The organism is Rhizobium sp. 62_C5_N11_2 (assembly GCF_051811185.1).
In the GTDB taxonomy this organism is placed as follows: Bacteria; Pseudomonadota; Alphaproteobacteria; order Rhizobiales; family Rhizobiaceae; genus Rhizobium; species Rhizobium leguminosarum.
Map to the genome: position 1 here is coordinate 20,963 of NZ_JBPWPW010000003.1, position 23,290 is coordinate 44,252.

The window sequence follows — 23,290 nt, forward strand, 5'->3', positions numbered from 1 at the left end:
CCTCACTCCTCGCGAGATTGTCAACTGAAGTTGAGCGCTGTTTCATCTTCGCACAGGCGCTTTCGTCCAGCTGTCACATCGGCGTGAGTGACCGCCTTGTGATTTGCGGCTTTTGCTAGGATGAGCAAGGATTTGGGCGATCGCAGGAGGTAGCGCCATGTCCACGTCTTCCCACCGCAGGAGCATTACCGCGCTCCTTGCTGCCACTCTATTCTCGTTCGGCGTGTGTGCTGCGGGTGCGGCCGAGGATGCCGTCGTCATCCCGCCGCCGGCCATTGACGAGGTGGCCGGGCCAGGCACCGAGACCGCCATTTTCGCCGGAGGTTGTTTCTGGGGCGTCCAGGGCGTCTTCCAGCACGTGAAGGGCGTTGAGAGCGCCGTCTCCGGTTATGCCGGAGGCAACGCCAAAACGGCGCAGTATGAAACCGTCAGCACCGGCTCGACGGGTCACGCCGAATCCGTCCAGGTGAAGTTCGATCCGAAACAGGTGAGCTACGGCAAGTTGCTACAGATCTTCTTCTCTGTGGCGCACAACCCGACGCAGCTGAATTTCCAGGGTCCGGACCAGGGAACGCAATATCGTTCGGCGCTGTTCGTTTCCGATCCGCAACAGCGCAAGGTCGCCCTGAGCTATATCAGCCAGCTCGACAAGGCGCATGTCTTTCCGCAGCCGATCGTCACCAAGGTGTCCGACGCCGCCGGCTTCTATCCCGCCGAGGCCTATCATCAGGATTTCCTGACGCTTAATCCGACCTATCCTTATATCGTCTACAACGACCTTCCGAAAATCGAGAACTTGAAGTCGCTGTTTCCGGCCGACTACCGCAGCCAACCGGTACTGGTGAAGGCCAAGGGCTGATCGACACGACCGCTTATAGCGGCCGCATATCTCCGACTCATTGGCAGCCCGGCGACTCAGAGAGAATCGCCGCCGTCTCGTGCGGCAATGGATGCGAATGGTTGGTTGATCAAAGGGAAACTGCAGGGTTCAGCGCCGTTATGGCCGCTCTGGCGCCGACGGCATAAGGAACCATCGTCCCCGCCTTGCGACCAATAACGTGCTCAAGATCGGCGGGCTGCCAAGTCGGCATCTGCAATTCCGTGAGGACATTGAGCAGGAAATCAGGTCGCTTTCCAGCGAACTCCCGGCCGTCGCGGTGCCTCGTCGGGGCCCCCAATCGCCCTGGAGACAGTCATCGAACCCGTATGATACAGTAACATACTCCACAACCACGCCATCGTCTCCCTACATCAGAGAAGCAAACGTGTCCGTGTCGTCGCCTTGGGAGTGAAATATGGACGAAGGCGTGGCCGCTGCTACGCGCCAGTTTCCGGCACAATGGACTTTGCAGAAGCAAAACCCGAGCTCGCCAGGTGGGAGGCCTCGATAGATCCGACGCGTGGCGAGCGCCGTAGCATGTACGAGGAGTTGGTCGCGGCACTGGCAAAAGAAATCTAAGACGCTCTCGACGACGGCGCATTTCACTCTTTTTCTCTAGGTGGTAGCAATGGAGCAATCAGTTCATCCAGCGGCAATCGAGCACCTGCCGATTTTCATCACTTCGCCCGGACATACGGACTACCTTTTCGTTGTCGTCGTTGTCTTTCTGCTGGTGGCCGTGCTCGCGGTTGGAAATCTGTACTTCCAATTGCACGCCCTTCCCGAACGCAGAGCCCACCGTACGAACAAGGTGCAGATGGAGATCGTGGCCGTCCTGGCGCTCATCTCACTGTTCACCCACAACCATCTTTTCTGGATTGCCGGGCTGCTTCTGGCCTTTATTCAGATTCCCGACTTCTCCACGCCGCTCTACTCAATCGCCCAGTCTCTCGGCAAACTCTCCGGCCGCCAGGCTGAAACGACAGGCGATCCTGCTCTGATAGCGGAAGATACTGCGGAAGCAGAGCCAATACCGTCACCGCCCAAGACCAGCGTACATGGAGAGGATATCTGAATGTTTGAGTTGCTTCTCTGCTCAATGCTGACGATCCTCCCCGATTATCTGTTCCGGCGCTACGGTCAGGGAAAGCGGATCGGCCGCGACATCACGCTTTATACGGTGTGGTACGAACTCCGATGGGGGATCACCGCCTGCCTTCTTCTGACCGTTTCGCTGATTACGATGATTTTCTACTTCCATCCATCAGCCCAGACTGCCACCGCGATATTTCGAACCGTCACGATCATGCCGGAGGCAACCGGACGTGTAGAGGAAGTTTTCATCGGGCTGAACCAGAAGGTCGAGGCCGGATCGCCACTGTTCAGGCTCGATAATTCCGAACAGCAGGCGGCGCGGGAGACGGCCCGTCGGCGCGTCGCAGAAGTCGAGGCCGGAATAAAGGTGACCCAGACCGAGCTTATAGGGGTCGATGGCCAGATCAAAGAGGCGCAGGGTGCCTACCAGACGGCAGTCGACGAATACGAGATGAAGGCGCAGCTCCTGACGAACAACGCTGTCGCCAGGCGCGAGGTCGAACGCCTAGCGACGACGATCGACGGCCGCAAGGGAGCGCTGGATGCAACGGTGGCGAAAAAGCTGACCCTGGAGACACAGATCGCCGTGCAGTTGCCAGCTCAAAGAGCAAGCGCCGAAGCGGCCCTGGCGCAGGCGCAGGTCGAACTCGACAAGACCATCGTAAGGGCCGGCGTCGCGGGTACTGTGCAACAGTTTACGCTGCGTCGCGGGGACGTCGTCAATGCAATGTTGCGTCCTGCCGGGATCCTTGTGCCAGAAGGCGCTGGACAAAGCACACTGATCGCCGGCTTCGGCCAGATCGAAGCGCAGGTCATGAAAAAGGGGATGATCGCCGAAGCAACCTGCATCGGAAAGCCGTTTACAATCATTCCGATGGTCGTGACCGACGTGCAGGAGGTTATCGCGGCCGGACAATTGCGCGCGACGGATCAACTCATCGACGTTCAGCAGACGGCGCAGCCTGGCACCCTGACCGTCTTTCTGCAGCCACTTTATCCGGGAGGGCTCAATGGCGTGCCGCCTGGAAGCAGTTGCATCGCCAACGCATATACCAACAATCACGACGCGCTCGCCGATCCAAACATTGGCAAGGTCAGGTGGTTTGCCCTTCATATGGTCGACGCCGTTGGACTTGTACATGCGATGATTCTGCGAATTCAAGCGCTGCTCCTGCCGGTTCAGACGCTCGTTCTGTCGGGTCATTGAACGCAGAACAATACGGGGATCGTTTCATCGACGACGACGAGAAGAGACTTGGTGTGGGTGACTCGTCGGGCGGATGGATCACCGTCGTCCGTTCGGTTGTCGATCCAAATTCTTCGTCGGCGTCCTTCGAACCGGCGCTGAGGGAGGCGGACCGACACGCGCCGAAAGACCATACAATTACATGCATTAGAACACCACTAGCGCGCACATTCGTCCCGCAGGAGACGGGAGGTTGGAATACGCCCGGCGGGCTTGGCCCGACCCTAGCAGGTAGGGTTTTTGGAAGAGCTCCGATTTTGCCGCGCACTTACAAAGACTTCAGTAAATGACGATCGCGCTAGAGCCGGCATGCAAACGATATTTCTCTATCTTCCAGTGAAGTATTCCCAATATGAGTTCGAAAATACTACCAAAGAATTAGTATCTACTGGCAATGCGCTTCAGATTCTGGCCCCAAAAGGGAGAAATAATTATATCGTCTTGTAATTCTCCCATCGAGCCGGCTCGCGTGAGATTGAGGATGATCCGGTTTCTCCTCAGCCGGTTTAAGAATTTATCAACGTTAACAATATCTTAAATCCAAAGAATCACGTTCCACCGCGGAACATATTGTGGAATTGCCCGTTACCACCATGAGTTTCGCGTGGGATAGGCTGTCGGAGCGGATCCCTCCTTAGAAGTATCGGCGTAACCAAGGGGACGTATCATGGCCACCAATGTCGTGCGGCGCTGGCAACGAGATGACCTCATGAAACAGAGAGTATTGATCGTTGAAGATGAATTCCTGATCGCCCTGGATCTCGAGGCGACGGTGGAAGCCATGGGCATGCAGGTCGCCGGCCTTGCGAATGATTGTGAACAGGCGTTGCGGCTGGCGCCGCTTGCCGATATCGCCTTCGTCGACGTCAATCTCGCCGACGGCCCGACCGGGCCCGAGATCGGCCGACGGCTGGCGCAGGAGCATGGCATTGCCGTTGTCTTCATGACGGGCAATCCCGAAGTGGTCGCCGATGGCGTCAAGGGCGCGGTTGGCGTGGTCCAGAAGCCGGTCATGCCTTCGGTTGTCGAGCAGCTGGTGAAATATCTTGCCGCGCGGCGCGTCGGCATGTTCGCGGTCGTACCCTCACAGATGACGGTCTTTGCCTGATCGGCTGGCTTTATCGGAAAGGCCTGGTCAGCCTGGTATGGCTGCGAGCTGCGGCAGATGCCCGGTCGTATCTACCTCCGGCCTGCCATAGGCCTTGAGAAAGGTGCGAACCGCGTTGCGCGCCGCCTTTTCGAGTTCTTCATCGGTGGGCGTGCCCCCGAGAAGGATCATCATCTGCAGGTCGGCATTGCCGAGTGCTACGAACTGCCGGGCGGCGACGTCGTAGTCGTCAATGGCGAGCGCCCCCTTATGGGCAAGCCGAGCTAAAAGTGCTGACAGTGCGGTGATCAGCTTGCCTGGCCCCTGCTGGCGCCAGCTTTCGAAGAGGTGCGGATATCGCTCGCCTTCCGTCTGCACCAGCTTGCGCAGAAATTTTCCGTCGTGGTTGCAGATGCAATTCTTATTGAGGCGCACGGCGAAGGCCGTCAGGTCATCCTCCAGATGGTCGGCGCGATCGGGAAAGGTCGAAAGCACGGAGAACAGCATCGCGTTGGCGCGGTTCATGACGTCTTCGACGACGGCGACGAACAGCGTTTCTTTCTCGCGATAGTGATTGTAGATCGTCTGGCGGGATACGCAGGCGACGGCGGCGATCTCGTCGATGCTGGTACCGGCAAAACCCTGGCGGCAGAATACGTCGGCCGCGGCATCGAGGATCGACATGCGTTTGGCGCATTGTCCGCGCTGCGTATGCCCTGTCATTCGGGCTGCCGGTGTCATGCGATCTTTCATGATAGCGAAGATAAGACGTCTTGACGTTTTAGACAATGGCGTCTAATTTTACATCTGTGTCCAAATTTGTTGACAGTCCTGGTTGCGCTGAAGATATAAGCTCCCAACTTCGTCTTCGCGCGAACGATCATCATTGAACCCTAGCGCATCGGCCCGAAAATCGGTTCCGATTTCCGGAAAGCACGATGCGTAAATTCAAAGAGTTGGAGTGTCCTTGTGCATCCGAGAGGACGCACGGCGCTCTAAGAGCAATGTAGCGGAGCGACGATCCGGTACCTCCGCCGCGCTTTTATGAAAGATCACCATTATGACGGCTCCCTTCTTTCGCATTGCCCTCATTCTCGGCCTTCTGTCGGCCATCGGGCCCTTTGCCATCGACATGTATCTGCCTGCACTGCCGTCCATCGGCCAGGACCTGCATGCCGATAATAACGTCACACAGCTAACCCTTCTTGCCTTCTTCATCTCCTTTGCGCTCGCCCAGCTTGTCTATGGGCCGCTGTCGGATATGTGGGGCCGCAAGCTGCCGCTCTATCTCGGCATCGGCCTCTTCGCCGTCGCCTCGATCGGCTGCGCGTTGGCCACCGATATCGAAACGCTGATCGCCTTCCGTTTCGTTCAGGGTATTGGCGGCGCCGCCGGCATGGTCATTCCGCGCGCCATCGTCCGCGACATGCACACCGGCGTGCAGGCCGCGCGCCTGATGTCGCTGCTGATGCTGGTCTTCTCGATCTCGCCGATCCTGGCGCCGCTGACGGGCAGCGCCGTCATCGAGTTCTACGGCTGGCGCGGTGTATTCTGGGCCGTGACGATTGCCGCCTTCATCGGCCTCGTCCTGCTTGCGACCCAGCTGGAGGAAACCCGTTCGGCGAACGAACGCAGCGGCAGCGGTCTGAGAAGCGCCATGGCGGCCTATCGCCTGCTGCTCACCGACCGCAATTTCCTGACGCTGACCTTTATCGGCGGCCTCGGCATTTCGAGCTTCCTCGTCTATCTCGCCAACTCGCCCTTCGTGTTGATCCAGCATTACGGGCTGACGCCGACGCAATACAGCTTCGCCTTCTCGATCAACGCCGTGTCCTTCTTTGCGGTATCGCAGGCCACAGGCTGGCTGGGCGAGCGTTTCGGCCTGGTGCGCGTCATGCGGATTGCGGTCAGCGCTTATGCGCTTGCGATGGTGGTGATGGCGGTGGTGATGGCCTCTGGCTTCAATCAGCTGCCTGTCCTGGCGACCTTCCTGTTCATCGGCTACGGCTTCCTCGGCCTCGTCATCCCGACGAGCGCGGTGCTCGCTCTTGAGGATCACGGCGAGATCGCCGGCACGGCCTCGTCACTGATGGGCACGCTGCACTTCGTGATCGCCGCCGTCGCCATGGTCATATCAAGCGTCTTCTTCGACGGTACTGCCGTTCCGATGGCCGCCGGCATTGCGCTCTGCGCCTTCTCAGCTTTCGCGCTGACCCAGGCAACGATCGGCCGCCGCGCGGCTGTTGCCGCTGCTGAATGATTTAAAGACAGGCCGCACCCGGTGTGCGGGTGCGGCCATATGATCCCGTCGCGGCCCATCCCAGAAAATGCAACGCGCAATTGATTATCGGCTGGCCGCTCTATCTACGCCGTGACGAAGCATGGTCATATCGGAGGATACTTATGGTCGACGAGAAGCGGCTGATCTCTAAAATCACCTGGAAGCTGATGCCCTTTCTCGGCATCCTTTATCTCATCGCCTATATCGACCGGCAGAACGTCAGTTTCGCCAAGCTGCAGATGGTCGATGCCCTCGGAATGAGCGAATATGCCTATGGCCTCGGCGCTTCGCTCTTCTTCATCGGCTATTTTCTTTTCGAGGTGCCGAGCAACCTCTTCCTCGACAGGCTCGGCGCCCGTGTCTGGTTCGCGCGCATCCTGGTCTCGTGGGGCATCGTCACCATCGCGCTCGCCTTCACGCAGAACGCGACGATGTTCTATATCCTGCGTTTCCTGCTCGGCGTCTGCGAAGCCGGCTTCTTTCCCGGCGTCCTCTATCTGCTGACGCTGTGGTTCCCTTCGGTCTATCGCGGCAGGATGGTCGGGCTGTTCATGATTTTCAGTGCGATCGCCAATGCCGTCGGTGCGCCGCTCGGCGGCGTGCTGCTCGATCTCGACGGTCTCTACGGCTTTGCCGGCTGGGAGTGGGTATTCCTGGCGACGGGTGTTCCCGCAGTCATCGCCGGCATCGTCACCTTCTTCTATCTTCCCGGCCGGCCTGAAAACGCAAGCTTCCTGAGCGGCGAGGAGAAGAAGTGGCTGGAACGAAGGCTCGCCTCGGAAAATTCCGGCATGGGCGAGAATGCCGGAAACGGCTTCAAGGCGCTCATCGACCCACGCGTGCTGCTAATGGCGCTCTGCTATATCGCCTTTCCGCTTTCGGCCTATGGGCTGAGCTACTGGCTGCCGACCATCGTCAAGGCCTTCGGCGTCAGCAACACGGTGAACGGTTTTCTCAACATCATTCCCTGGGTGCTGGTCGCGATCGCGCTCTATGTCGTTCCCGCCATGGCCGACAAGGCGCAATCGAAGACGCCCTATATCGTCGTTCCTGCCTTCATCGGCGCTGCCTGCCTGCTGCTCTCGGCGCTCATTCCGAACCACAGTTTGCAATTCGCCTTCCTCTGCGTCGCTGCTGCCGGGATCTTCGCTCCACAGCCGGTGTTCTGGAGCCTGCCCTCACGTTTCCTCAAGGGTGCGGGTGCCGCAGCCGGCCTTGCGGCCATCAATTCGGTCGGAAATCTCGGCGGTTTCGTCGCCCAAAACGTTGTGCCCTGGATCAAGGAAGCGAGCGGCAGCACGATCGCGCCGATGTTCTTCCTGTCCGCCTGCCTGGCGGCCGGAGCCCTTCTGGTCTTTTTCGTTACGCATCAGCTGTCGAGCAGGGAGCAGGCTGCTCCAAGCCGGGTCTGATGCAAGCCGCTAAACAAATCGACGCAAAGGGCATCAGGTTGTCAGAGTGAAAGCGTCGCTTTCGCCCGGAATGAGTTCCAGCGGCCAAATCCTGTTGCGGGCACCCTGCGGATAGTGATCGGCATAGGCCGGCATGGTGGCGAGCAGGGTTTCGCCGAGCTGCGCGCCGAGATCGCGCAGCGACATGCGAAAGGACGTCAGCGTCGGCTGCAGGAAATGCGTGCGCGGCTCCTCGCGGAAACCGACGACGGCGAGGTCGCGGCCGGGCACGACGCCGGCCTCGGAAAGCCGTCGGTAAAGCCCGATCGCCATCAGTTCATGGATCAGGATGATCGCCGTCGGGCGCTGCTCGATCATCAGCAATTCGTGGCCGGCCTGATAGCCGCCCTGTTCGCTCGACTTGACCCGGATGACGAGGGCCGGGTCGAAGGGGATATCATGCCGTTGCAGCGTCTGGCGGTAAGCGTCGAGGAAGAGGTAGCCGAGATTGATGTCGGAGGAGGGTACAGCCACAGCGATCCGCCGATGGCCTTTGGCGACCAGCCGGTCGACGCCGCGCGACGCCACGCCCTCGAAATCGAGGTCCATCCAGGTGTAGCTGCCGCCCGACGCGCTGCGCCCGAGCGTCACGAAGGGGATGCGGGCCTTTTCCAGCAGCTCGATGCGCCGGTCGGTGCGTCGCGTCGCCGAGATGATCAGCGCGTCAACAAGCCGGCGCGCCACCATGCGCTTCAGATATTCGTGCGGGTCCTCGTCATCGGGGCAGGGCAGCATGACAAGATCGAGCTTGTGACGGGAAAAGACGCTCTGCAGCCCGTCGGTGACGCCAAGGAAGAAGTCGTCGCTGTTTTCGACCGTCTCGCGGCTCACTTCGAGCATCAGCCCGATCACATTTGTCATGCCCTGGCGGAGGCTGCGGCCCGACTGGTTGGCGACGTAACCGAGCTCTTCGGCGGCGGCGAGCACGCGCCGGCGCGTTTCATCGTTGACGTCGGGCTTGCCGTTCAGCGCACGGGACACCGTTCCGATCGAAATATCGAGATGCTCGGCGAGCTGGCGGATTCCTTTCATCTCAGGCGATCTTCCTCCCCCAATGCATGTCGCCCAAAACTGTGCAGCGGTTTTGGGACAACGACATGCGGCAAATAAAGCGTCATGCCCCTTCTTGCCACAGGATGGCGCCTGCGAAAAGCCGTGGGGCAAGTGTCAGGGTCTGAAGCTCTGGCGGATGACGAGTTCCGGAATGACGCGTTCGTAACCAGGAGGCGCATCGGGATTTTCAAGCCGCCGCTCCATCAGCTCGACGGCGCGCTGCGCCATGGTCAGCGGATCCTGGCGGAAGGTGGTGAGCCTGTAGTTCAGCCAGGCGGATTCCGGCACGTCGTCGAAGCCGATGACGGCGACGTCCGCGGGGATACGCAGCCGCGCTTCCAGGCGCACGACATCCATCAGTCCGAAGGCGATCTGGTCGTTGGCGCAGAAAACGGCGTCGGGCGTTATTGTCTCCGAGAAGAGTGCGCGTGCGGCCGCAACACCGCCGTCATAGTCGCAGTCGCCGCCGCGTCCGACGACGACGGATACACCAAGCGACTCGGCCGTCGACAGGAAGGCGCTTTCGCGCTCGATGATAGCAGGCGTTCCCGTGTGGGAGCCGATGACTGCCAGCCGCCGTCTGCCGCTTTCGTAAAAGGCCGTCGCCGCCTTGCGGGAGGCTTCGGAGTTGCCGGCACGCACATGGTCGGCGTCGGGTTCCGAACGGCCGATCACGACGAGCGGCTGGCCGTTTCGCTGTGCAAGTTCGAAGAAACTCGCCGGCGGCGAGCCGGACAGGATGATGATCGCCTCGGCGCGGTGGCCGATCAGCATCTTCTGGGCGGCGAGCAGCTCTTCTTCCGTCTGGCCGGTGTTGATCAGGATCGGGATGCTGCCGCGTTTGATCAGGGCTTTGGCCAGTGCTGCCGCCAGATGCGCACGAAAACCCACTTCCGGCCGTGTTGCGACGATGCCGACAAGGCGGCTCTGGTTGGCAAGCACGCCGCGCGCCAGGTCGTTGACGTGGTAGCCGAGCTCCTGCGCCGCTCGCAGCACTTTTTCGCGCGTCGTCGGAGCGACGCTGGCACCCGGCGTGAATGTGCGCGAGACCGCGGAGCGCGAAACGCCCGCCAATTGCGCGACCTGCTCGGCGCTGACGAAGCGCATGCGTTCTTTCTTCGGCGCCTTGGCGCCGTTCACTGAACCATCATTCATTGGCTTTCAGCTATTGATCGTCTCTGACAGCCGGATGACAAGCGATCGCATGGCAACGAGATTTTTTCGATAAGGGGATAACCGCGGGCAATAGTGATTGCCGAGGCCGCTGGACGCAACCTCGGCTGAGGGGGAACGAATATGAGCGGCGACGAATGATCGGTCACGCCGCTCGTGTGGCGAGTTTATCAACCCGTTATTCGCAGACGCGTACAGTTTCGGCGTGATAGCCGCCGTCATAGCGGTTGCGGACATCGCGGTCCTCATACCAGCATCTCGGTTGGGGCTCGACATAGCGGGGGCTCTCTACGTAACGAGGGCCTTCATCGACATAGCGAGGGCCGCCGCCATTGGCGATCGCGCCGCCAATGAGCCCGCCGACAACCCCTGCGGCAACGCCGCCGGCGATGATGCGGCCGGTGTTATCGTGATGACGGTGGTCACGCGCGGCAGCAGGCTGAATGGCCGATCCAACAAGGGCCGTGGCGATCAACAGGCTGCTAATAACTCTCTTCATAATATTCTCCTCAGTGGCACTTGCCCCGGATAAGAGGCAAATGCGGCAGCAAGTCGTTTGTTCGTTCAAACTTTGCGACAGGCGTTAATGCATGTCATCGGGGATTAGAGCGCCGTGCGTCCTCACGGACGCACAAAAGATGTTCTAACACTTTGAATCTACTCATCGTGCTTTTCGAAAATCGATTCCGATTTTCGGGCCGATGCGCTAGGTCGCAGATTGCGTCGCCGTCGTGTCTTCCAGCACCTCTTCGGGAATATCGTCGAAGGAGGCGTAATTGAGGTTATAGAGCTTGGAGTAGAGCTTGCCGTTCTTCATCAGCTGACGGTGGTCGCCGCTTTCGATGATTTCGCCGTTCTGCAGCACGATGATGCGGTCTGCCTCGCGGATCGTCGCAAGCCGGTGGGCGATGACGAGGCCGGTGCGGTTTTCGAGCAGCTTTACCAGTGCCTTCTGGATCAGCATCTCGGTATAGCTGTCGATATTGGCGGTCGCTTCGTCGAGCACGAGGATCTTCGCGTCCGCCACCAGCGCACGAGCAAAGCTCAAAAGCTGGCGCTGGCCGAGCGAAAGATTGCCGCCGCGCTCGCCGAGAACGCTATCGTAACCCTCCGGCAGACGCATGATGAAGTCGTGCGCGCCGACGGCTTTGGCCGCCTCGATCACCTGTTCGCGCGTCGCCTCCAGCTTGTGGTAGCGGATGTTCTCGAAAACGGTCCCGGTAAAGAGGAAGGGCTCCTGCAGCACCATGGCGATCTGTGCACCGAGCGAATCCTGCGTCAGTGCGCGCACATCGTGGCCGCCAACCAGCACCTGGCCTTGCTGTACATCGTAAAAGCGATGGATCAGCGACATGCAGCTCGATTTGCCGGACCCCGTCGGCCCGACCAGCGCCACCGTCTCGCCGGGATTGACCTTGAAGCTGACATGCTTCAGCACCGGATGCTTCGGATTGTAGCCAAAGACGACGTCCTTGAATTCCACCGAGCCGTCCATGTCGCGCGATAGCGCCGTGGCACCAGGCGCATCCTTGATGTCGACAGGCACGTCGAGCACTTCGGTCAGCCGCTGGCCGGAAGCCATGGCACGCTGCATCACCGAATATTGCAGTGTCAGCGAACGGATTGGGTCGAAGAAGCGCTGAATGTAGAACAGGAAGGCGACGAGCACGCCGACATCGAGCGCCTGGTTGAGAACGCGGGCGCCGCCGACGACGACGACGAGCGCCATCGCCACGCCGGTCAGACTGTCGACGATCGGCACCATAACCTGCGCATAGCGCGCCGCCGTCAAATGCGTCTTGAGGTTGGCACGCGCCTTGTCGTCGTAGAGCGTGAAGTTGACGCCCTGCCTGTCCATGCTCTGGACGGCACGCACGCCGTGGATCGCTTCGGCGAGCGCGCCGGCGGCAATCGAATTGGTCTCGTGCGCCGCCATGAAGGATTTGCGGGCGAGCGGCAGCCAGAACAGCCGGACGATGAAGAGCACCGGCAGCACCGAGAGCGTCAGCAGCCCCAGCTTGAAATCGAGATAGAGCATCACGAAAATGATGCCGAAGAGCAGCACGATGTCGCCGACTGACAGTACCGAGGTTTCGAGAAATTCCTGCATCGAGTTGACGTCGCCTTGCAGGCGCGACATCAGCCGGCCGACCTCCGTCTTATCCATGAAGGAGAGCGAAACGCGCTGGAGATGCGAAAACATCGCCTTGCGGATATCGAAGAGCACATCTTCCGCCACGCCGCCGACCAGCGTTTCCTGCGCGTAGCTTGCCGCATAGTTGATGAGGATGGCAACAGTGAACGCGGCGATCGACCAGGCCAGTGCCGAATGGTTGCCGCCCGGCGACATGCCGTGGTCGATGGCATAGCGGATGATCAGCGGGATGGTGAGCTGCATCATCGTGAAGGTCAGAACGGCGACGACGGACCAGAGGACCTGACGGCGATAGGGGTGGACGAAAATCCAGATGCGCTTGACGATGTTGCCGTCGAAGGCCTTGCCGAACATCTCCTCCTCGACGCGATGCGAACCGACCACCGCCCGTGGCGGGCGGCGTCCATCCTCGCGAACGTCGGGGCGCTCGGTTTCCAGTTCCTCGGCCATGTCATTCCTCCCGCGGCCATCACTTCCGGTGGCCTGCATAGTCAATACTCGTTCCTCTCCACTTGGGAGCAGAGGGGAACATACCCGTTTGCTAGGCGCTCGGCGCCTCGTCGCCGGGCCGCACCTGAAGGTCGTAGAGCGCCTTGTAGCGCCCGCCGAGCGAAAGCAGCGCCGCATGCGTGCCGCGCTCGACGATCCGGCCGTCTTCGACGAACAGGATCTGGTCGGCATGCATCAGCGAGCTCAGGCGGTGGGCAACGATGATCGTTACGCGGTCAGCGGCATAGCGGCGCATGGCGCTGCGGATGCGCTGCTCGGTGGCCGCATCGATCGCTGCCGTCGAATCGTCGAATACCATCACTGCCGGTTTCAACATCAGCGCGCGGGCGATCGAAAGACGCTGCCGCTGGCCGCCGGAAAGCGAAACGCCGCGCTCGCCGACGACAGTGCCATAACCGGTGGGAAGGCCGAGCACGTAATTGTGCAACTGGGCGCTTTCGCTGGCGCGCTCGATGCGGCCTTCCTTCGCCCACGGGTCGCCATAGGCGATGTTGTTTTCGATCGTCGTGGTGAACAGGAAGGAATCCTGCTGGACGACGGCCACGGCCCGGCGCAGCGATTGCAGCGTCGCCTTGCGGATGTCCTGGCCGTCGATCGTGATCTTACCGCCGCTGACATCGTAGAAGCGTGGGATCAGATGCGCGATCGTCGACTTGCCGCTGCCCGGAGGCCCGACGATGCCGATCGTCTGGCCGCGCCGGGCTTCGAAGGAGACATCCTGGAGCACGGTGCGCTTTTCGGAACCCGGATAGGCGAAGCTGACGTTTTCGAAGCGCAGCACGCCGTCGGTGAGGTTCAGCTCCTTCGCATCCGGCGCATCCTTGATCGCGATGTCGAGGTCGAGAAGGGCAAAGAGGCGTGAGCCGCATGTGGAGGCGCGGGCAAAGGCGTTGACCATCAGACCGAGCTGGCGCACCGGCATCTGCAGGATGGTCATGAAGGTCAGAAACGAGGCCAACGTACCGACGGTGATCTCGCCCGACATCACCTTGCCGCCGCCGACCCAGAGCACCAGGCCCATCGCAGCGAAGAAGGAGAAGGTCATGGCGCTGGTATTGGTGACGCGGATGCCGACGCGCTGATGCGCGAGCGCCAGCGCGCTTTTCGACGCTGCCTCAAATTTCGAAATCTCGTGTTGGTGGGCGGCAAAGGCGCGCACGACGCGGATACCGCCGAGATTTTCCTCCATGATGCGGGTCAGCACCGAAAGCCGCTCCTGCAGGTCGAGCCAGGTGGCGCGTAGCCGCAGTTGCGTCACCGAGGAGCGCCAGCCGACGAAGGGAACGAAACTCAGCGCCAGGAGGCCGAGCACGATATCGGTCGACAGCAGCATATAGGCGCCGATACCGATCAGGATCGACAGCAGGATCATCCGGACGAGCGCGGTGGAAAAATACATGCGCACGCCTTCGAGATCGAGGAGTCCGACGGTGATCAGGTCGCCGGAATGAACGGTGTCATGAAAGCTGAAGGAGAGCCGCTGGATCTTCTCGTAGCAGGCCAGCCGCAACTCATAGCCGATGTGATGGCCGACGGCTTCGCTGTAATAGTTCTGGACCATAGTGAAGAGGCCGCGCAGCACGCTGGCGCCAAGCAGCAGCAATGCCGTGGTCAAAAGCGCGTCCTGTGCCGCCTGACCCGCCGCACCGCCGCTCATCGCCATCTGCGTGTGGTCGACGGCCTGGCCGAGAAGGCGCGGGATCATCAACTGGAAGGTGGAGGCGACAAGCGTGGCGCCGATCGCGAAGCCCGATTGCCAGGGGTGGCGGAAGGCCATCATGGTGATGCGCACCAATGTGTAGAGGCCTCGGCCCCAGCCTGCCGCAGTTGCAAGCGCCATCGAAGCCGAAGGCTTCGTCGCGCGTGTTAACGCATCGCTGCTCACGGTATTTTTTCCAATAGATGTGTGGTCGGACGCTGGCCCGAAAAGACGGCAAATCCATGAAGGGATTGATAGCACCTTCACTTTTGCCGATTCCATTTGGGGGTTCAAGTAAAGAATTCACCAGTTGGTTATTTTTACGTGAGGTCTCCTCGCATCCGGGCGGGAACAATCTGTGGGCGAACGGGTTGCAGCAGGCGAATGCTCACAGCCAACCGCTACGGAGAGATCCATGCCGCTGAAAGCTCTCGCCCTCAACGCCACTCTGAAGACCAGCGAATCCAAGGACGCCTCCTCGACCGACCGGATGATCGACCTTATCGACAAGGCGATGTCGGCACATGGCGTTGAGACCGGCGTGCTTCGCCTTGCCGATTTCAACGTCAAGCCGGGCGTCACCTCCGACGAAGGCGCCGGCGATGACTGGCCGGATATCCGCGCCAAGGTGCTGGGCGCCGATATCCTGGTGATGGCAACGCCGATCTGGCTCGGCCAGCCATCCAGTGTCTGCAAGCGGGCGCTCGAGCGCATGGACGCCTTTCTCGAGGAGACTGACGATCAGGGCCGCATGGTTTCCTATGGCAGGGTCGCGGCCGTTGCTGTCGTCGGCAACGAGGACGGGGCCCATCATGTGTCGGCCGAGCTCTTCCAGGCGCTGAACGACGTCGGCTTCACCATTCCGGCGAATGCGGTCGCCTATTGGGTCGGCGAGGCAATGGGTTCCACCAATTTCGTCGATCTCGACAAGGTGCCGAAGGTGGTGACGAAAGCCGTCGACATGCTGGCGCGTAACACCGCGCATCTGGCTGGCCTGCTGAAGGCGAAGCAATATCCGGGCGAGGGTAGCTGAGGTCGAGGCAGCACCGCCGAACTGATGTTTCCAACATCAATCCCGTAGTCTTGGGTGCAAATTTCGTCTGGGATTTCTGCGGGAAATCTCAAAAGCCTGTTTTGTTTCAACGGCTTGAAGAGATATGGCAACAAAGCTCTTGCCACCTGCGCCATTTAGCGCTTTCATACACTACTAGTTTGATAGACTATGGGCGGGCGTGATTGCTCCCCTAGTTCCCTTGCGGGGCCGCTGGTTCGGACCCCGATGCCGCGGCAGATGTTGTGAATGGCCGCATGAACCTCGTCAACGCGTGAACCGGTGTTTTATGCGTTGAAACCTCGATCGACCCACGGTGCGGATAAAGCCGCAAAGGAGTTGCGATGACGGTTCAGGGACTTTTTTCCGCGAGAGCCAATGCGGCGGCGCAGATATCCGCCGTACCGCGCATTGCGATCGTCGGGCGCGGCTTTTCCGGCATGATGACGGCCATCGCGCTGATGAAGACGGTACGCGCGCCCTTTCACCTGCAGCTCTTCGATCCGAATTCGTCCGTCAGCGGTGGGCAGGCGCTGGCGTCAGCCCGCTCCTCGACGATCCTCAACACCCGTGTGCGCGATCTCTCGGTTTCGGTCGGCGACAATGACGATTTCAACGACTGGCTCTGCAGCAACGCCGCCTTCCGCGCCGCTGTACCGGCCGCCATCCCCGGATTCCGGCAGATCTTCGTGCCGAAGGAAATCTTCAGCGATTATGTCTACCAACGCTTTTCGGAAGCGCTCGCCGCGCGCAGGGACATCACCGTCCAGGTCTGCAACGATCCGGTCGTGGCGATCCGCAGGAGCCACGGCAACCGCTTCCTGCTCGAAAGCGCCAATCCCGCCAATCCGCTGTTTGATACCGTGATCCTCGCCACCGGTTACGGCCTGTCTGCGCCGGATGCCGGTGAGCAGGACGCTTCGCCGGTCAGGGCCCAGCGCCTCGTCGCGCGGCCGCATGCGGTGCTGCTCGGCAGCGGCATCCGCGTCGTTGACCAGCTGCTGCAGCTGCGCGATTCCGGTTACACCGGCCAGGTGACGATCATTTCCCGGCGCGGCTTTCTGCCCCAGAGCCATACGCCGAATTCCGCCGACCCGGTCTTCCCGGCCGAAGCGCTGCCGCAGAGCCTGCCGGAGATCGTGCACTTCATCCGTCAAGCTTGTCGCGAGGCGGAGGAAGCGGGGCGAAGCTGGCAATCGGTGATGAACGGCCTGAGGAAACATGCCCGCTCGCTTTGGCGTTCACTGCCGGCTCGCGACAAGCATCAGTTCAACCGCCACCTCAGGGCAATCTACGACAGCCATCGCAACCGCCTGCCGGAGGCCATGCACCTGCGGCTGAAACGCGAGCTCGCCGAAGGCCGCACGGTACTGCGCCGCGGCCGCGCCGGCCGCCGGGGCCTGAGTGGCCTGTTCTTCACGCCGGCCGGTTCCGCCGCCGAGGAAGTCATCCATGCCGAGCGCATCATCGATTGCCGTTGTCAGGCGCCGGATCTTTCAGCGCCCTTGATGCAGAGCCTGCTTTCCGCCGGCCTGGCCCAGCCGGACGAGCTCTCGCTGGGGCTGGCGGTCAATGCGCGCGGCGAGCCATTCCTCGAGGATGGTTCGACGGTCGCCGGGCTCTTTGCCGTCGGTCCGCTCGGCCTCGGCAGTCTGCCGGATATCGATCTCGTGCCGGAGATCGTCTCGCAGGCCTATGCCGCTGCCGAGCGTGTCGGCGAGAGGTTCTACCCGCAGGTCAAGGCCGTCTGAAAATTTGAGCCTGAATCGGAACCATCCCACCCCTGCTGCGTTATAATGCGCTGGTGACTAAGAGGGGCCGATGGAAGTGCTGAATCGACATGATACGTCTCTAGATGAGGAGGGACGCTTTCGCCTTCTGGTCGATGCCATCACCGACTACGCCATTTATATGCTGAGCCCCGAAGGTATCATCACCAGCTGGAATACCGGCGCTCAGCGCTTTAAGGGTTACAAGCCTTCCGAAATTCTCGGCCAGCATTTTTCCCGTTTCTATTTGGAAGAGGACCGCGCCGCTGGAATTCCGGCGCGCGCGCTGGCCACCGCGGCGGAGCACGGCCGGTTCGAGGGGGAAGGCTGGCGCCAGCGCAAGGATGGAACCCGCTTCTGGGCGCATGTGATCATCGATCCGATCCGCCATCCCTCCGGCGAGCTCATCGGCTATGCCAAGATCACCCGCGACCTGAGCGAACGCAGAGCAGCTGAACAGACGATCCGCCAGAGCGAGGAACAGTTCCGCCGGCTGGTCCAGGGCGTCTCGGACTATGCGATCTACATGCTGGATCCCAACGGCAACGTCAGCAGTTGGAATTTCGGTGCCGAGCGGATCAAGGGCTATCGACCGCAAGAAATCATCGGCCGGCATTTCTCGACCTTCTATACGCCCGAGGACCGCGCTGCCGGCTTGCCGGAAACCGCGCTCAGCCTCGCCCGCGCCGAGGGCCGGTTCGAGCGGGAAGGCTGGCGCGTGCGCAAGGACGGCAGCCGCTTTTGGGCCAGCGTAGTCATCGACGTCATCCGCGACGACGACGGCGATGTGCTCGGTTTCGCCAAGATCACTCGCGATATTACCGAGAAGATGGAGACCCAGCGAGCACTGGAGCAGGCGCGCGAAGAGCTCTTCCAGTCGCAGAAGATGGAGGCAATCGGTCAATTGACCGGCGGTATCGCCCATGATTTCAACAATCTGCTGATGGCTGTGCTCGGCAGTCTCGAAATCCTGAAGAAGCGCATGCCGCAGGACCTCTCACTGACATCGTTGGTCGACAATGCCATGCAGGGTGCCCAGCGCGGCGCCGCCTTGACGCAGCGCATGCTTGCTTTTTCCCGCAGGCAGGAATTGCACATAGAGCCGATCGACGTCTCCGGCTTGGTCCGTGGCATGATGGATATGCTGAGCCGTTCGCTCGGCCCTCTCACCGTGATCGAGACCTCTTTCCCCGTGAGGCTCCCAACGATCCTTACCGATCCGAACCAGCTGGAGATGGCGATCCTGAACCTCGTCGTCAACGCGCGCGATGCCATGCCGTCCGGCGGACGGATCGTGCTTCGCGCCTCCGAGGAGTCGCTGCTGTCAGGTAAGGGCCCGCTGTCGGCCGGCCGCTATGTCCGTATCGCGGTGATCGATGAAGGCGAGGGCATGGATGCAAAGACGGTGGAGCAGGCCATCACGCCGTTCTTCACCACCAAGGGTGTCGGCAAGGGCACCGGTCTCGGCCTTTCCATGGTGCAGGGCCTCGCGTCCCAGTCCGGCGGCCGCCTCATACTGAAGAGCAGCCTCGGCGAAGGCACCACGGCCGAATTGTGGTTCCCGGTCGCCGTTGCCGAGCAGGGGACCGAGGCCGCTGCAGACCCGCCGCAACGCGAGGACAATGCGCCGCGCCAGATGCGTATCGTCGCCGTCGATGACGATGGTCTGGTCCTGATGAATACAACGCTGATGCTGGAGGATCTCGGCCATACCGTGTTCGAGGCGATGGCGGGCTCCGAGGCACTCGACATCCTGCGCAAGCAGCAGGTCGACCTGGTGATTTGCGATCATGCCATGCCGCGCATGACGGGGGCGCAGCTTGCCCAGGCGATCCGCAACGAATGGCCTGATATGCCGATCATCCTCGCAACCGGTTACGCCGAGATTCCCGAAGGCGCAGGCATCGTCGACCTGCCCCGCCTCGGCAAACCCTTCTCGCAAGCGCAACTCGCCGAGGCGATCAGCCGGATTGCTTCATAAGGGCGATCACTGCCGCATTATGCGGGGGCCCTCTCGCCGCGAAGAATGAACACCAGCAATGCCAGCACCATCGCTGCCAGCCCGTACCAGGTGATCGCGTAGACGAGATGGTTGTTGGGGAAAGCGATGACGGTCAGGCCGCCGACGGGCAGGCCGCCGGGATTGGCAGTGGCATCGGCGTCGATGAAGTAGGGCGCGATCGTACCAATGCCGCGCTTTTGCGCGATCGCTGCGACGTCGCGCGAATACCAGCGGTCGGCCGCGACGTCGTTCGATTGCAGCAGCGATCCCTTCGGCTCCGTCATCCTTATCAGACCGGTGATCTCGACCGGTCCTGACACTTCACCCTCGCGGCGCGAGGCCGGGTCGCGCCTGTCGGTCGGCACGAATCCGCGATTGACGAGGATCGATGAACCGTCGGCAAACGTCAGCGGCGCCATCACCCAGTAACCCGGACCGAGCGCGGTCGAGGCATAGACCAGCGTTTCCTTGTCGTTCGCCAGCGTCCCGGACACGATCACCCGCCGATATTCGTCATCAGTGGCATTGATCTTGTTCCAGTCGGGACGTGCTGGGGCTGGCACGGGTGCCGCATGCACACGCTGGTCGACGCGCACGATCAGATCGCGTTTCCAGGCCAGGCGCTCAACCTGCCAGGTGCCGAGTGCCGCGAGTGCCGCAGCAAGCAGCACCAGACAGACGGCGAAGATCGCTCGTTTTACCCGATAACGCTGTCTTTCCGACTTCTCCGCGTGAGCCTGCGGGTGACGCTGCCGCCGCCCTCTCGTGACTGTCACGGCATGTTCTTCATCATTTCGGGGCTCATCGGCATCATGTTGGTGTTGAGATGATGCATGACCCAGAGGGATCCGGAGAGCGCGATCGCGACGATGATGAGGGTGAAGATCAGCGCCATGATCGTCCAGCCGCCCTCGCTCCTGGTATTCATGTGCAGGAAGAAGACCATATGGACGACGATCTGGATCGCGCCGAGGCCCATCACCAGCACCGCCGTCACCGCCGGACTGTCGAACACGCCTGACATGACCAGCCAGAAGGGAATGGCGGTCAGGATAACGGAAAGCGCGAAACCCGTCATATAGCTGCGGAACGTGCCGTGGCCGGCCTGATGGCCGTGGCTGTGGCCGTGATGAGCCTCGTGGGCATCCTCATGTGCAGGTGCTTGCGAACTCATCCGAGAACTCCCAGCAGGTAGACGAAGGAAAAGACGCCGATCCAGACGACGTCGAGGAAGTGCCAGAACATTGAAAGGCACATCAGGCGGCGGCGGTTGGCCTCGATCAGACCGTGCATCGACACCTGTACCATCAGCGTGATCAGCCAGATGATGCCGAAGGTGACATGCAGTCCGTGCGTGCCGACCAGAGTGAAGAAGGACGAGAGGAAGGCGCTGCGCGTCGGCCCGGCGCCTTCATGGATCAGGTGGATGAACTCGTAGAGCTCAAGCCCGATGAAAGCTGCACCGAACAGGCCGGTAACAGCAAGCCAGAACAGCGTTTCCGCTTTTGCGTTCCGCTCCATCTGCAGCATGGCGAAGCCGTAGGTGATCGAGGAGAAGAGCAGCATCGAGGTATTGAGGGCAACGATCGGCAGATCGAAGAGATCGGCCGGCGACGGGCCGGCGGCATAGTTGCGGCCGAGCACGCCGTGTGTTGCAAACAGCACCGCGAAGATCAGGCAGTCGCTCATCAGGTAGAGCCAGAAGCCGAGATTGGTGCTGTTTTCCGGATGATGGTCTTCGGTCAGGTAGAATTCAGGCTTTTCGGCCGTGTCGATGGTCTGATCGCTCATGGTCTCTTACACCTGCTCGGCAAGCAGCGCAGTTCGCTTGCCTTCCGTTTCGGTTACCTCTTCGGCGGGGATGTAGAAGTCGCGTCTGTAGTTGAAAGTGTGGCCGATCGCGACGACGAGCATGGCGACAAAGGAGACGACCACCAGCCACCACATATACCAGATCAGGCCGAAGGCGAGTGCGACACTGATGCCCGACAAGATCGCCCCGGTGCCGGTATTCTTCGGCATGTGAATAGGCCGGAAGCCTTCCAGCGGACGCGCATAACCGCGGTTCTTCATGTCGTACCAGCCGTCATGATCGTGCACGACAGGCGTCAAGGCGAAGTTGTATTCCGGCGGGGGCGAGGAGGTCGACCATTCCAGCGTGCGGCCATCCCAGGGATCGCCGCTGTCGTCGCGCAATTCCTCGCGTTTCATGAAGCTGACGACGATCTGGATCAGGAAGGCGGCAATGCCAAGCGCAATCAGGCCGACGCCGAAAGCGGCGATGATGAACCAGATCTGTATCGACGGGTCCTCGAACTGGCTCATGCGGCGGGTGACGCCCATCAGGCCCAGCACATAGAGCGGCATGAAGGCGAACCAGAAGCCGATCTGCCAGAACCAGAAGCTCATCTTGCCCCAGAAGGGATCGAGCTTGAAGCCGAATGCCTTGGGGAACCAGTAGTTCACGCCGGCGAACATGCCGAAGAGAACGCCCCCGATGATGACGTTGTGGAAGTGGGCGATGAGGAACAGCGAATTGTGCAGTACGAAGTCGGCCGGCGGCACGGCAAGCATGACGCCGGTCATGCCGCCGATGACGAAGGTCACCATGAAGCCGACCGTCCACAGCATCGGCACCTCGTAGCGGATGCGGCCGCGATACATGGTGAAGAGCCAGTTGAACATCTTCGCCCCGGTCGGAATCGAGATGATCATTGTGGTGATGCCGAAGAATGAGTTGACCGAAGCGCCCGAGCCCATCGTGAAGAAATGGTGCAGCCAGACGATGTAGGACAGGATCATGATCACGCAGGTCGCATAGACCATCGAGGCGTAGCCGAAGAGGCGCTTGCCCGAGAAGGTGGCGACGACTTCCGAGAAGATCCCGAACGCCGGCAGCACAAGGATGTAGACCTCCGGATGACCCCAGATCCAGATGAGGTTGATATACATCATCGGATTGCCGCCGAGGTCGTTGGTAAAGAAGTTCGTTCCCGCATAGCGGTCGAGCGACAGCAGCGCCAGCGTTGCCGTCAGGATCGGGAAGGAGGCGACGATCAGCACATTGGTGCATAGGGCCGTCCAGGTGAAGACCGGCATCTTCATGAAGGTCATGCCCGGAGCACGCATCTTGACGATGGTGGCGATCAGGTTGATGCCCGAAAGCGTCGTTCCGACGCCGGCCACTTGCAAGCCCCAGATATAATAATCGACGCCGACGCCTGGACTGTAGGCAGCGCCCGACAGCGGCGGGTAGGCGAGCCAGCCGGTCTGGGCGAATTCGCCGATGAACAGCGATAGCATGATGATGATCGCGCCGGCGGTGGTCATCCAGAAAGAGAAGTTGTTGAGGAACGGGAAGGAGACGTCGCGCGCGCCGATCTGCAGCGGCACCACGAAGTTCATCAGACCGGTGACGAAGGGCATCGCCACGAAGAAGATCATGATGACGCCGTGGGCGGTGAAGACCTGGTCGTAGTGATGCGGCGGCAGATAGCCCTCCGAACCGTTGAAGGCGATTGCCTGCTGGATGCGCATCAGGATCGCGTCGGAGAAGCCGCGCAGCAGCATGATGACGGCGAGGATTACATACATGATGCCGATCTTCTTGTGATCGACGCTGCAAATCCAGTCCCGCCAGAGCGGACCCCAGAACTTGAAATAGGTGATGATGCCGAGCACCGCGATGGCGCCGATGACGACGCCGATGAAGGTCACGACCAGGATCGGCTCGTGATAGGGGATGGCATCGAGGGTCAACCGGCCGAAGACGAACTTCAGGAGGTCAGGATTGGAAAACATGGAACAACCCGTTCATTATGTCTTGCGACGCAAAGCG

Annotated in this window: 19 protein-coding genes; 9 read left to right on the forward strand and 10 right to left on the reverse strand. The window is 60.8% G+C overall.

All coding sequences use genetic code 11. The features are described 5' to 3' along the window. Window positions 1–157: 157 nt before the first annotated feature. From msrA to AB8B31_RS29195, 4 genes are all read left to right on the forward strand, one after another. Complete coding sequence (msrA, locus tag AB8B31_RS29180; protein ID WP_018246233.1) at window positions 158–859, forward strand: peptide-methionine (S)-S-oxide reductase MsrA; 702 nt, start codon at window positions 158–160, stop codon at window positions 857–859. 649 nt (window positions 860–1,508) lie between these two features. Further along, window positions 1,509–1,955, forward strand: coding sequence for a hypothetical protein (locus AB8B31_RS29185; RefSeq protein WP_018246235.1), 447 nt, complete (start codon window positions 1,509–1,511; stop codon window positions 1,953–1,955). Continuing rightward, window positions 1,956–3,182 carry an HlyD family secretion protein gene (locus AB8B31_RS29190; RefSeq protein WP_018517797.1) on the forward strand — a complete coding sequence of 409 codons (1,227 nt, stop codon included), beginning with the start codon at window positions 1,956–1,958 and terminating at the stop codon, window positions 3,180–3,182. 706 nt (window positions 3,183–3,888) lie between these two features. Further along, a complete protein-coding gene (locus tag AB8B31_RS29195; protein WP_026188739.1) occupies window positions 3,889–4,329 on the forward strand; it encodes a response regulator in 441 nt (146 codons plus the stop codon). Between the two features lie 27 nt (window positions 4,330–4,356). Here the strand turns inward: AB8B31_RS29195 and AB8B31_RS29200 are convergent, their stop codons facing one another. Beyond that, a complete protein-coding gene (locus tag AB8B31_RS29200; protein WP_018246238.1) occupies window positions 4,357–5,097 on the reverse strand; it encodes a TetR/AcrR family transcriptional regulator in 741 nt (246 codons plus the stop codon). Window positions 5,098–5,368: 271 nt separating this feature from the next. Between AB8B31_RS29200 and AB8B31_RS29205 the strand changes: the two genes are divergently transcribed. Further along, window positions 5,369–6,568 (forward strand): multidrug effflux MFS transporter, encoded by a 1,200-nt coding sequence (locus AB8B31_RS29205; RefSeq protein WP_018246239.1) that lies wholly within the window; start codon window positions 5,369–5,371, stop codon window positions 6,566–6,568. A gap of 143 nt (window positions 6,569–6,711) precedes the next feature. Next, complete coding sequence (locus AB8B31_RS29210; protein ID WP_018246240.1) at window positions 6,712–8,001, forward strand: MFS transporter; 1,290 nt, start codon at window positions 6,712–6,714, stop codon at window positions 7,999–8,001. A gap of 33 nt (window positions 8,002–8,034) precedes the next feature. Here the strand turns inward: AB8B31_RS29210 and AB8B31_RS29215 are convergent, their stop codons facing one another. The 5 genes from AB8B31_RS29215 to AB8B31_RS29235 all read right to left on the reverse strand — a co-directional run bounded on the left by AB8B31_RS29215 (window position 8,035) and on the right by AB8B31_RS29235 (window position 14,924). After that, window positions 8,035–9,072: a LacI family DNA-binding transcriptional regulator gene (locus AB8B31_RS29215; RefSeq protein ID WP_018246241.1), complete on the reverse strand. Its 1,038-nt coding sequence runs from the start codon at window positions 9,070–9,072 to the stop codon at window positions 8,035–8,037. Between the two features lie 135 nt (window positions 9,073–9,207). Then, window positions 9,208–10,248, reverse strand: a complete 1,041-nt coding sequence (locus AB8B31_RS29220; RefSeq protein ID WP_018246242.1) for a LacI family DNA-binding transcriptional regulator — start codon at window positions 10,246–10,248, stop codon at window positions 9,208–9,210. Window positions 10,249–10,444: 196 nt separating this feature from the next. Next, entirely contained in the window at window positions 10,445–10,765 is a 321-nt protein-coding gene (locus AB8B31_RS29225; protein ID WP_018246243.1) for a hypothetical protein, read from the reverse strand. A gap of 207 nt (window positions 10,766–10,972) precedes the next feature. Continuing rightward, the gene (locus AB8B31_RS29230; protein ID WP_026188740.1) at window positions 10,973–12,871 is read right to left on the reverse strand and encodes an ABC transporter ATP-binding protein; all 1,899 of its coding nucleotides are present in this window, start codon (window positions 12,869–12,871) and stop codon (window positions 10,973–10,975) included. A gap of 91 nt (window positions 12,872–12,962) precedes the next feature. Beyond that, window positions 12,963–14,924 (reverse strand): ABC transporter ATP-binding protein, encoded by a 1,962-nt coding sequence (locus tag AB8B31_RS29235; RefSeq protein ID WP_018246245.1) that lies wholly within the window; start codon window positions 14,922–14,924, stop codon window positions 12,963–12,965. Window positions 14,925–15,045: 121 nt separating this feature from the next. On the opposite strand from AB8B31_RS29235, the gene AB8B31_RS29240 reads away from it, so the two are divergent. The 3 genes from AB8B31_RS29240 to AB8B31_RS29250 all read left to right on the forward strand — a co-directional run bounded on the left by AB8B31_RS29240 (window position 15,046) and on the right by AB8B31_RS29250 (window position 19,431). Continuing rightward, window positions 15,046–15,663 carry a flavodoxin family protein gene (locus tag AB8B31_RS29240; RefSeq protein WP_018246246.1) on the forward strand — a complete coding sequence of 206 codons (618 nt, stop codon included), beginning with the start codon at window positions 15,046–15,048 and terminating at the stop codon, window positions 15,661–15,663. 362 nt (window positions 15,664–16,025) lie between these two features. Further along, window positions 16,026–17,432: an FAD/NAD(P)-binding protein gene (locus AB8B31_RS29245; protein ID WP_018246247.1), complete on the forward strand. Its 1,407-nt coding sequence runs from the start codon at window positions 16,026–16,028 to the stop codon at window positions 17,430–17,432. A 70-nt stretch (window positions 17,433–17,502) separates the two neighbouring features. Next, a complete protein-coding gene (locus AB8B31_RS29250; RefSeq protein ID WP_018246248.1) occupies window positions 17,503–19,431 on the forward strand; it encodes a hybrid sensor histidine kinase/response regulator in 1,929 nt (642 codons plus the stop codon). Window positions 19,432–19,448: 17 nt separating this feature from the next. Here AB8B31_RS29250 and AB8B31_RS29255 read toward each other — a convergent pair whose 3' ends face one another. From AB8B31_RS29255 to cyoB, 4 genes are read right to left on the reverse strand one after another with little or no spacing between them, the layout of a single operon-like run. Next, complete coding sequence (locus AB8B31_RS29255; RefSeq protein WP_018246249.1) at window positions 19,449–20,228, reverse strand: SURF1 family protein; 780 nt, start codon at window positions 20,226–20,228, stop codon at window positions 19,449–19,451. Continuing rightward, on the reverse strand, window positions 20,225–20,626 hold the full coding sequence (cyoD, locus tag AB8B31_RS29260; protein WP_018246250.1) for a cytochrome o ubiquinol oxidase subunit IV: 402 nt from the start codon (window positions 20,624–20,626) through the stop codon (window positions 20,225–20,227). The genes AB8B31_RS29255 and cyoD overlap by 4 nt, the downstream gene beginning before the upstream one ends. After that, the gene (cyoC, locus tag AB8B31_RS29265) at window positions 20,623–21,243 is read right to left on the reverse strand and encodes a cytochrome o ubiquinol oxidase subunit III (protein ID WP_018246251.1); all 621 of its coding nucleotides are present in this window, start codon (window positions 21,241–21,243) and stop codon (window positions 20,623–20,625) included. The genes cyoD and cyoC overlap by 4 nt, the downstream gene beginning before the upstream one ends. 6 nt (window positions 21,244–21,249) lie before the next feature. After that, window positions 21,250–23,253: a cytochrome o ubiquinol oxidase subunit I gene (gene cyoB, locus AB8B31_RS29270; protein ID WP_018246252.1), complete on the reverse strand. Its 2,004-nt coding sequence runs from the start codon at window positions 23,251–23,253 to the stop codon at window positions 21,250–21,252. Window positions 23,254–23,290: the final 37 nt, after the last annotated feature.

What these genes read in the sequence shown, in the direction of transcription:
- cyoC (WP_018246251.1), bottom strand. Translation starts at nt 21,243, where the DNA reads ATGAGCGATCAGACCATCGACACGGCCGAAAAGCCTGAATTCTACCTG.
- AB8B31_RS29245 (WP_018246247.1), top strand. Translation starts at nt 16,026, where the DNA reads ATGACGGTTCAGGGACTTTTTTCCGCGAGAGCCAATGCGGCGGCGCAG.
- AB8B31_RS29195 (WP_026188739.1), top strand. Translation starts at nt 3,889, where the DNA reads ATGGCCACCAATGTCGTGCGGCGCTGGCAACGAGATGACCTCATGAAA.
- AB8B31_RS29205 (WP_018246239.1), top strand. Translation starts at nt 5,369, where the DNA reads ATGACGGCTCCCTTCTTTCGCATTGCCCTCATTCTCGGCCTTCTGTCG.
- cyoB (WP_018246252.1), bottom strand. Translation starts at nt 23,253, where the DNA reads ATGTTTTCCAATCCTGACCTCCTGAAGTTCGTCTTCGGCCGGTTGACC.
- AB8B31_RS29215 (WP_018246241.1), bottom strand. Translation starts at nt 9,072, where the DNA reads ATGAAAGGAATCCGCCAGCTCGCCGAGCATCTCGATATTTCGATCGGA.
- AB8B31_RS29240 (WP_018246246.1), top strand. Translation starts at nt 15,046, where the DNA reads ATGCCGCTGAAAGCTCTCGCCCTCAACGCCACTCTGAAGACCAGCGAA.
- AB8B31_RS29250 (WP_018246248.1), top strand. Translation starts at nt 17,503, where the DNA reads ATGGAAGTGCTGAATCGACATGATACGTCTCTAGATGAGGAGGGACGC.
- AB8B31_RS29220 (WP_018246242.1), bottom strand. Translation starts at nt 10,248, where the DNA reads ATGAATGATGGTTCAGTGAACGGCGCCAAGGCGCCGAAGAAAGAACGC.
- AB8B31_RS29230 (WP_026188740.1), bottom strand. Translation starts at nt 12,871, where the DNA reads ATGGCCGAGGAACTGGAAACCGAGCGCCCCGACGTTCGCGAGGATGGA.
- AB8B31_RS29225 (WP_018246243.1), bottom strand. Translation starts at nt 10,765, where the DNA reads ATGAAGAGAGTTATTAGCAGCCTGTTGATCGCCACGGCCCTTGTTGGA.
- AB8B31_RS29210 (WP_018246240.1), top strand. Translation starts at nt 6,712, where the DNA reads ATGGTCGACGAGAAGCGGCTGATCTCTAAAATCACCTGGAAGCTGATG.
- msrA (WP_018246233.1), top strand. Translation starts at nt 158, where the DNA reads ATGTCCACGTCTTCCCACCGCAGGAGCATTACCGCGCTCCTTGCTGCC.
- AB8B31_RS29190 (WP_018517797.1), top strand. Translation starts at nt 1,956, where the DNA reads ATGTTTGAGTTGCTTCTCTGCTCAATGCTGACGATCCTCCCCGATTAT.
- AB8B31_RS29185 (WP_018246235.1), top strand. Translation starts at nt 1,509, where the DNA reads ATGGAGCAATCAGTTCATCCAGCGGCAATCGAGCACCTGCCGATTTTC.
- cyoD (WP_018246250.1), bottom strand. Translation starts at nt 20,626, where the DNA reads ATGAGTTCGCAAGCACCTGCACATGAGGATGCCCACGAGGCTCATCAC.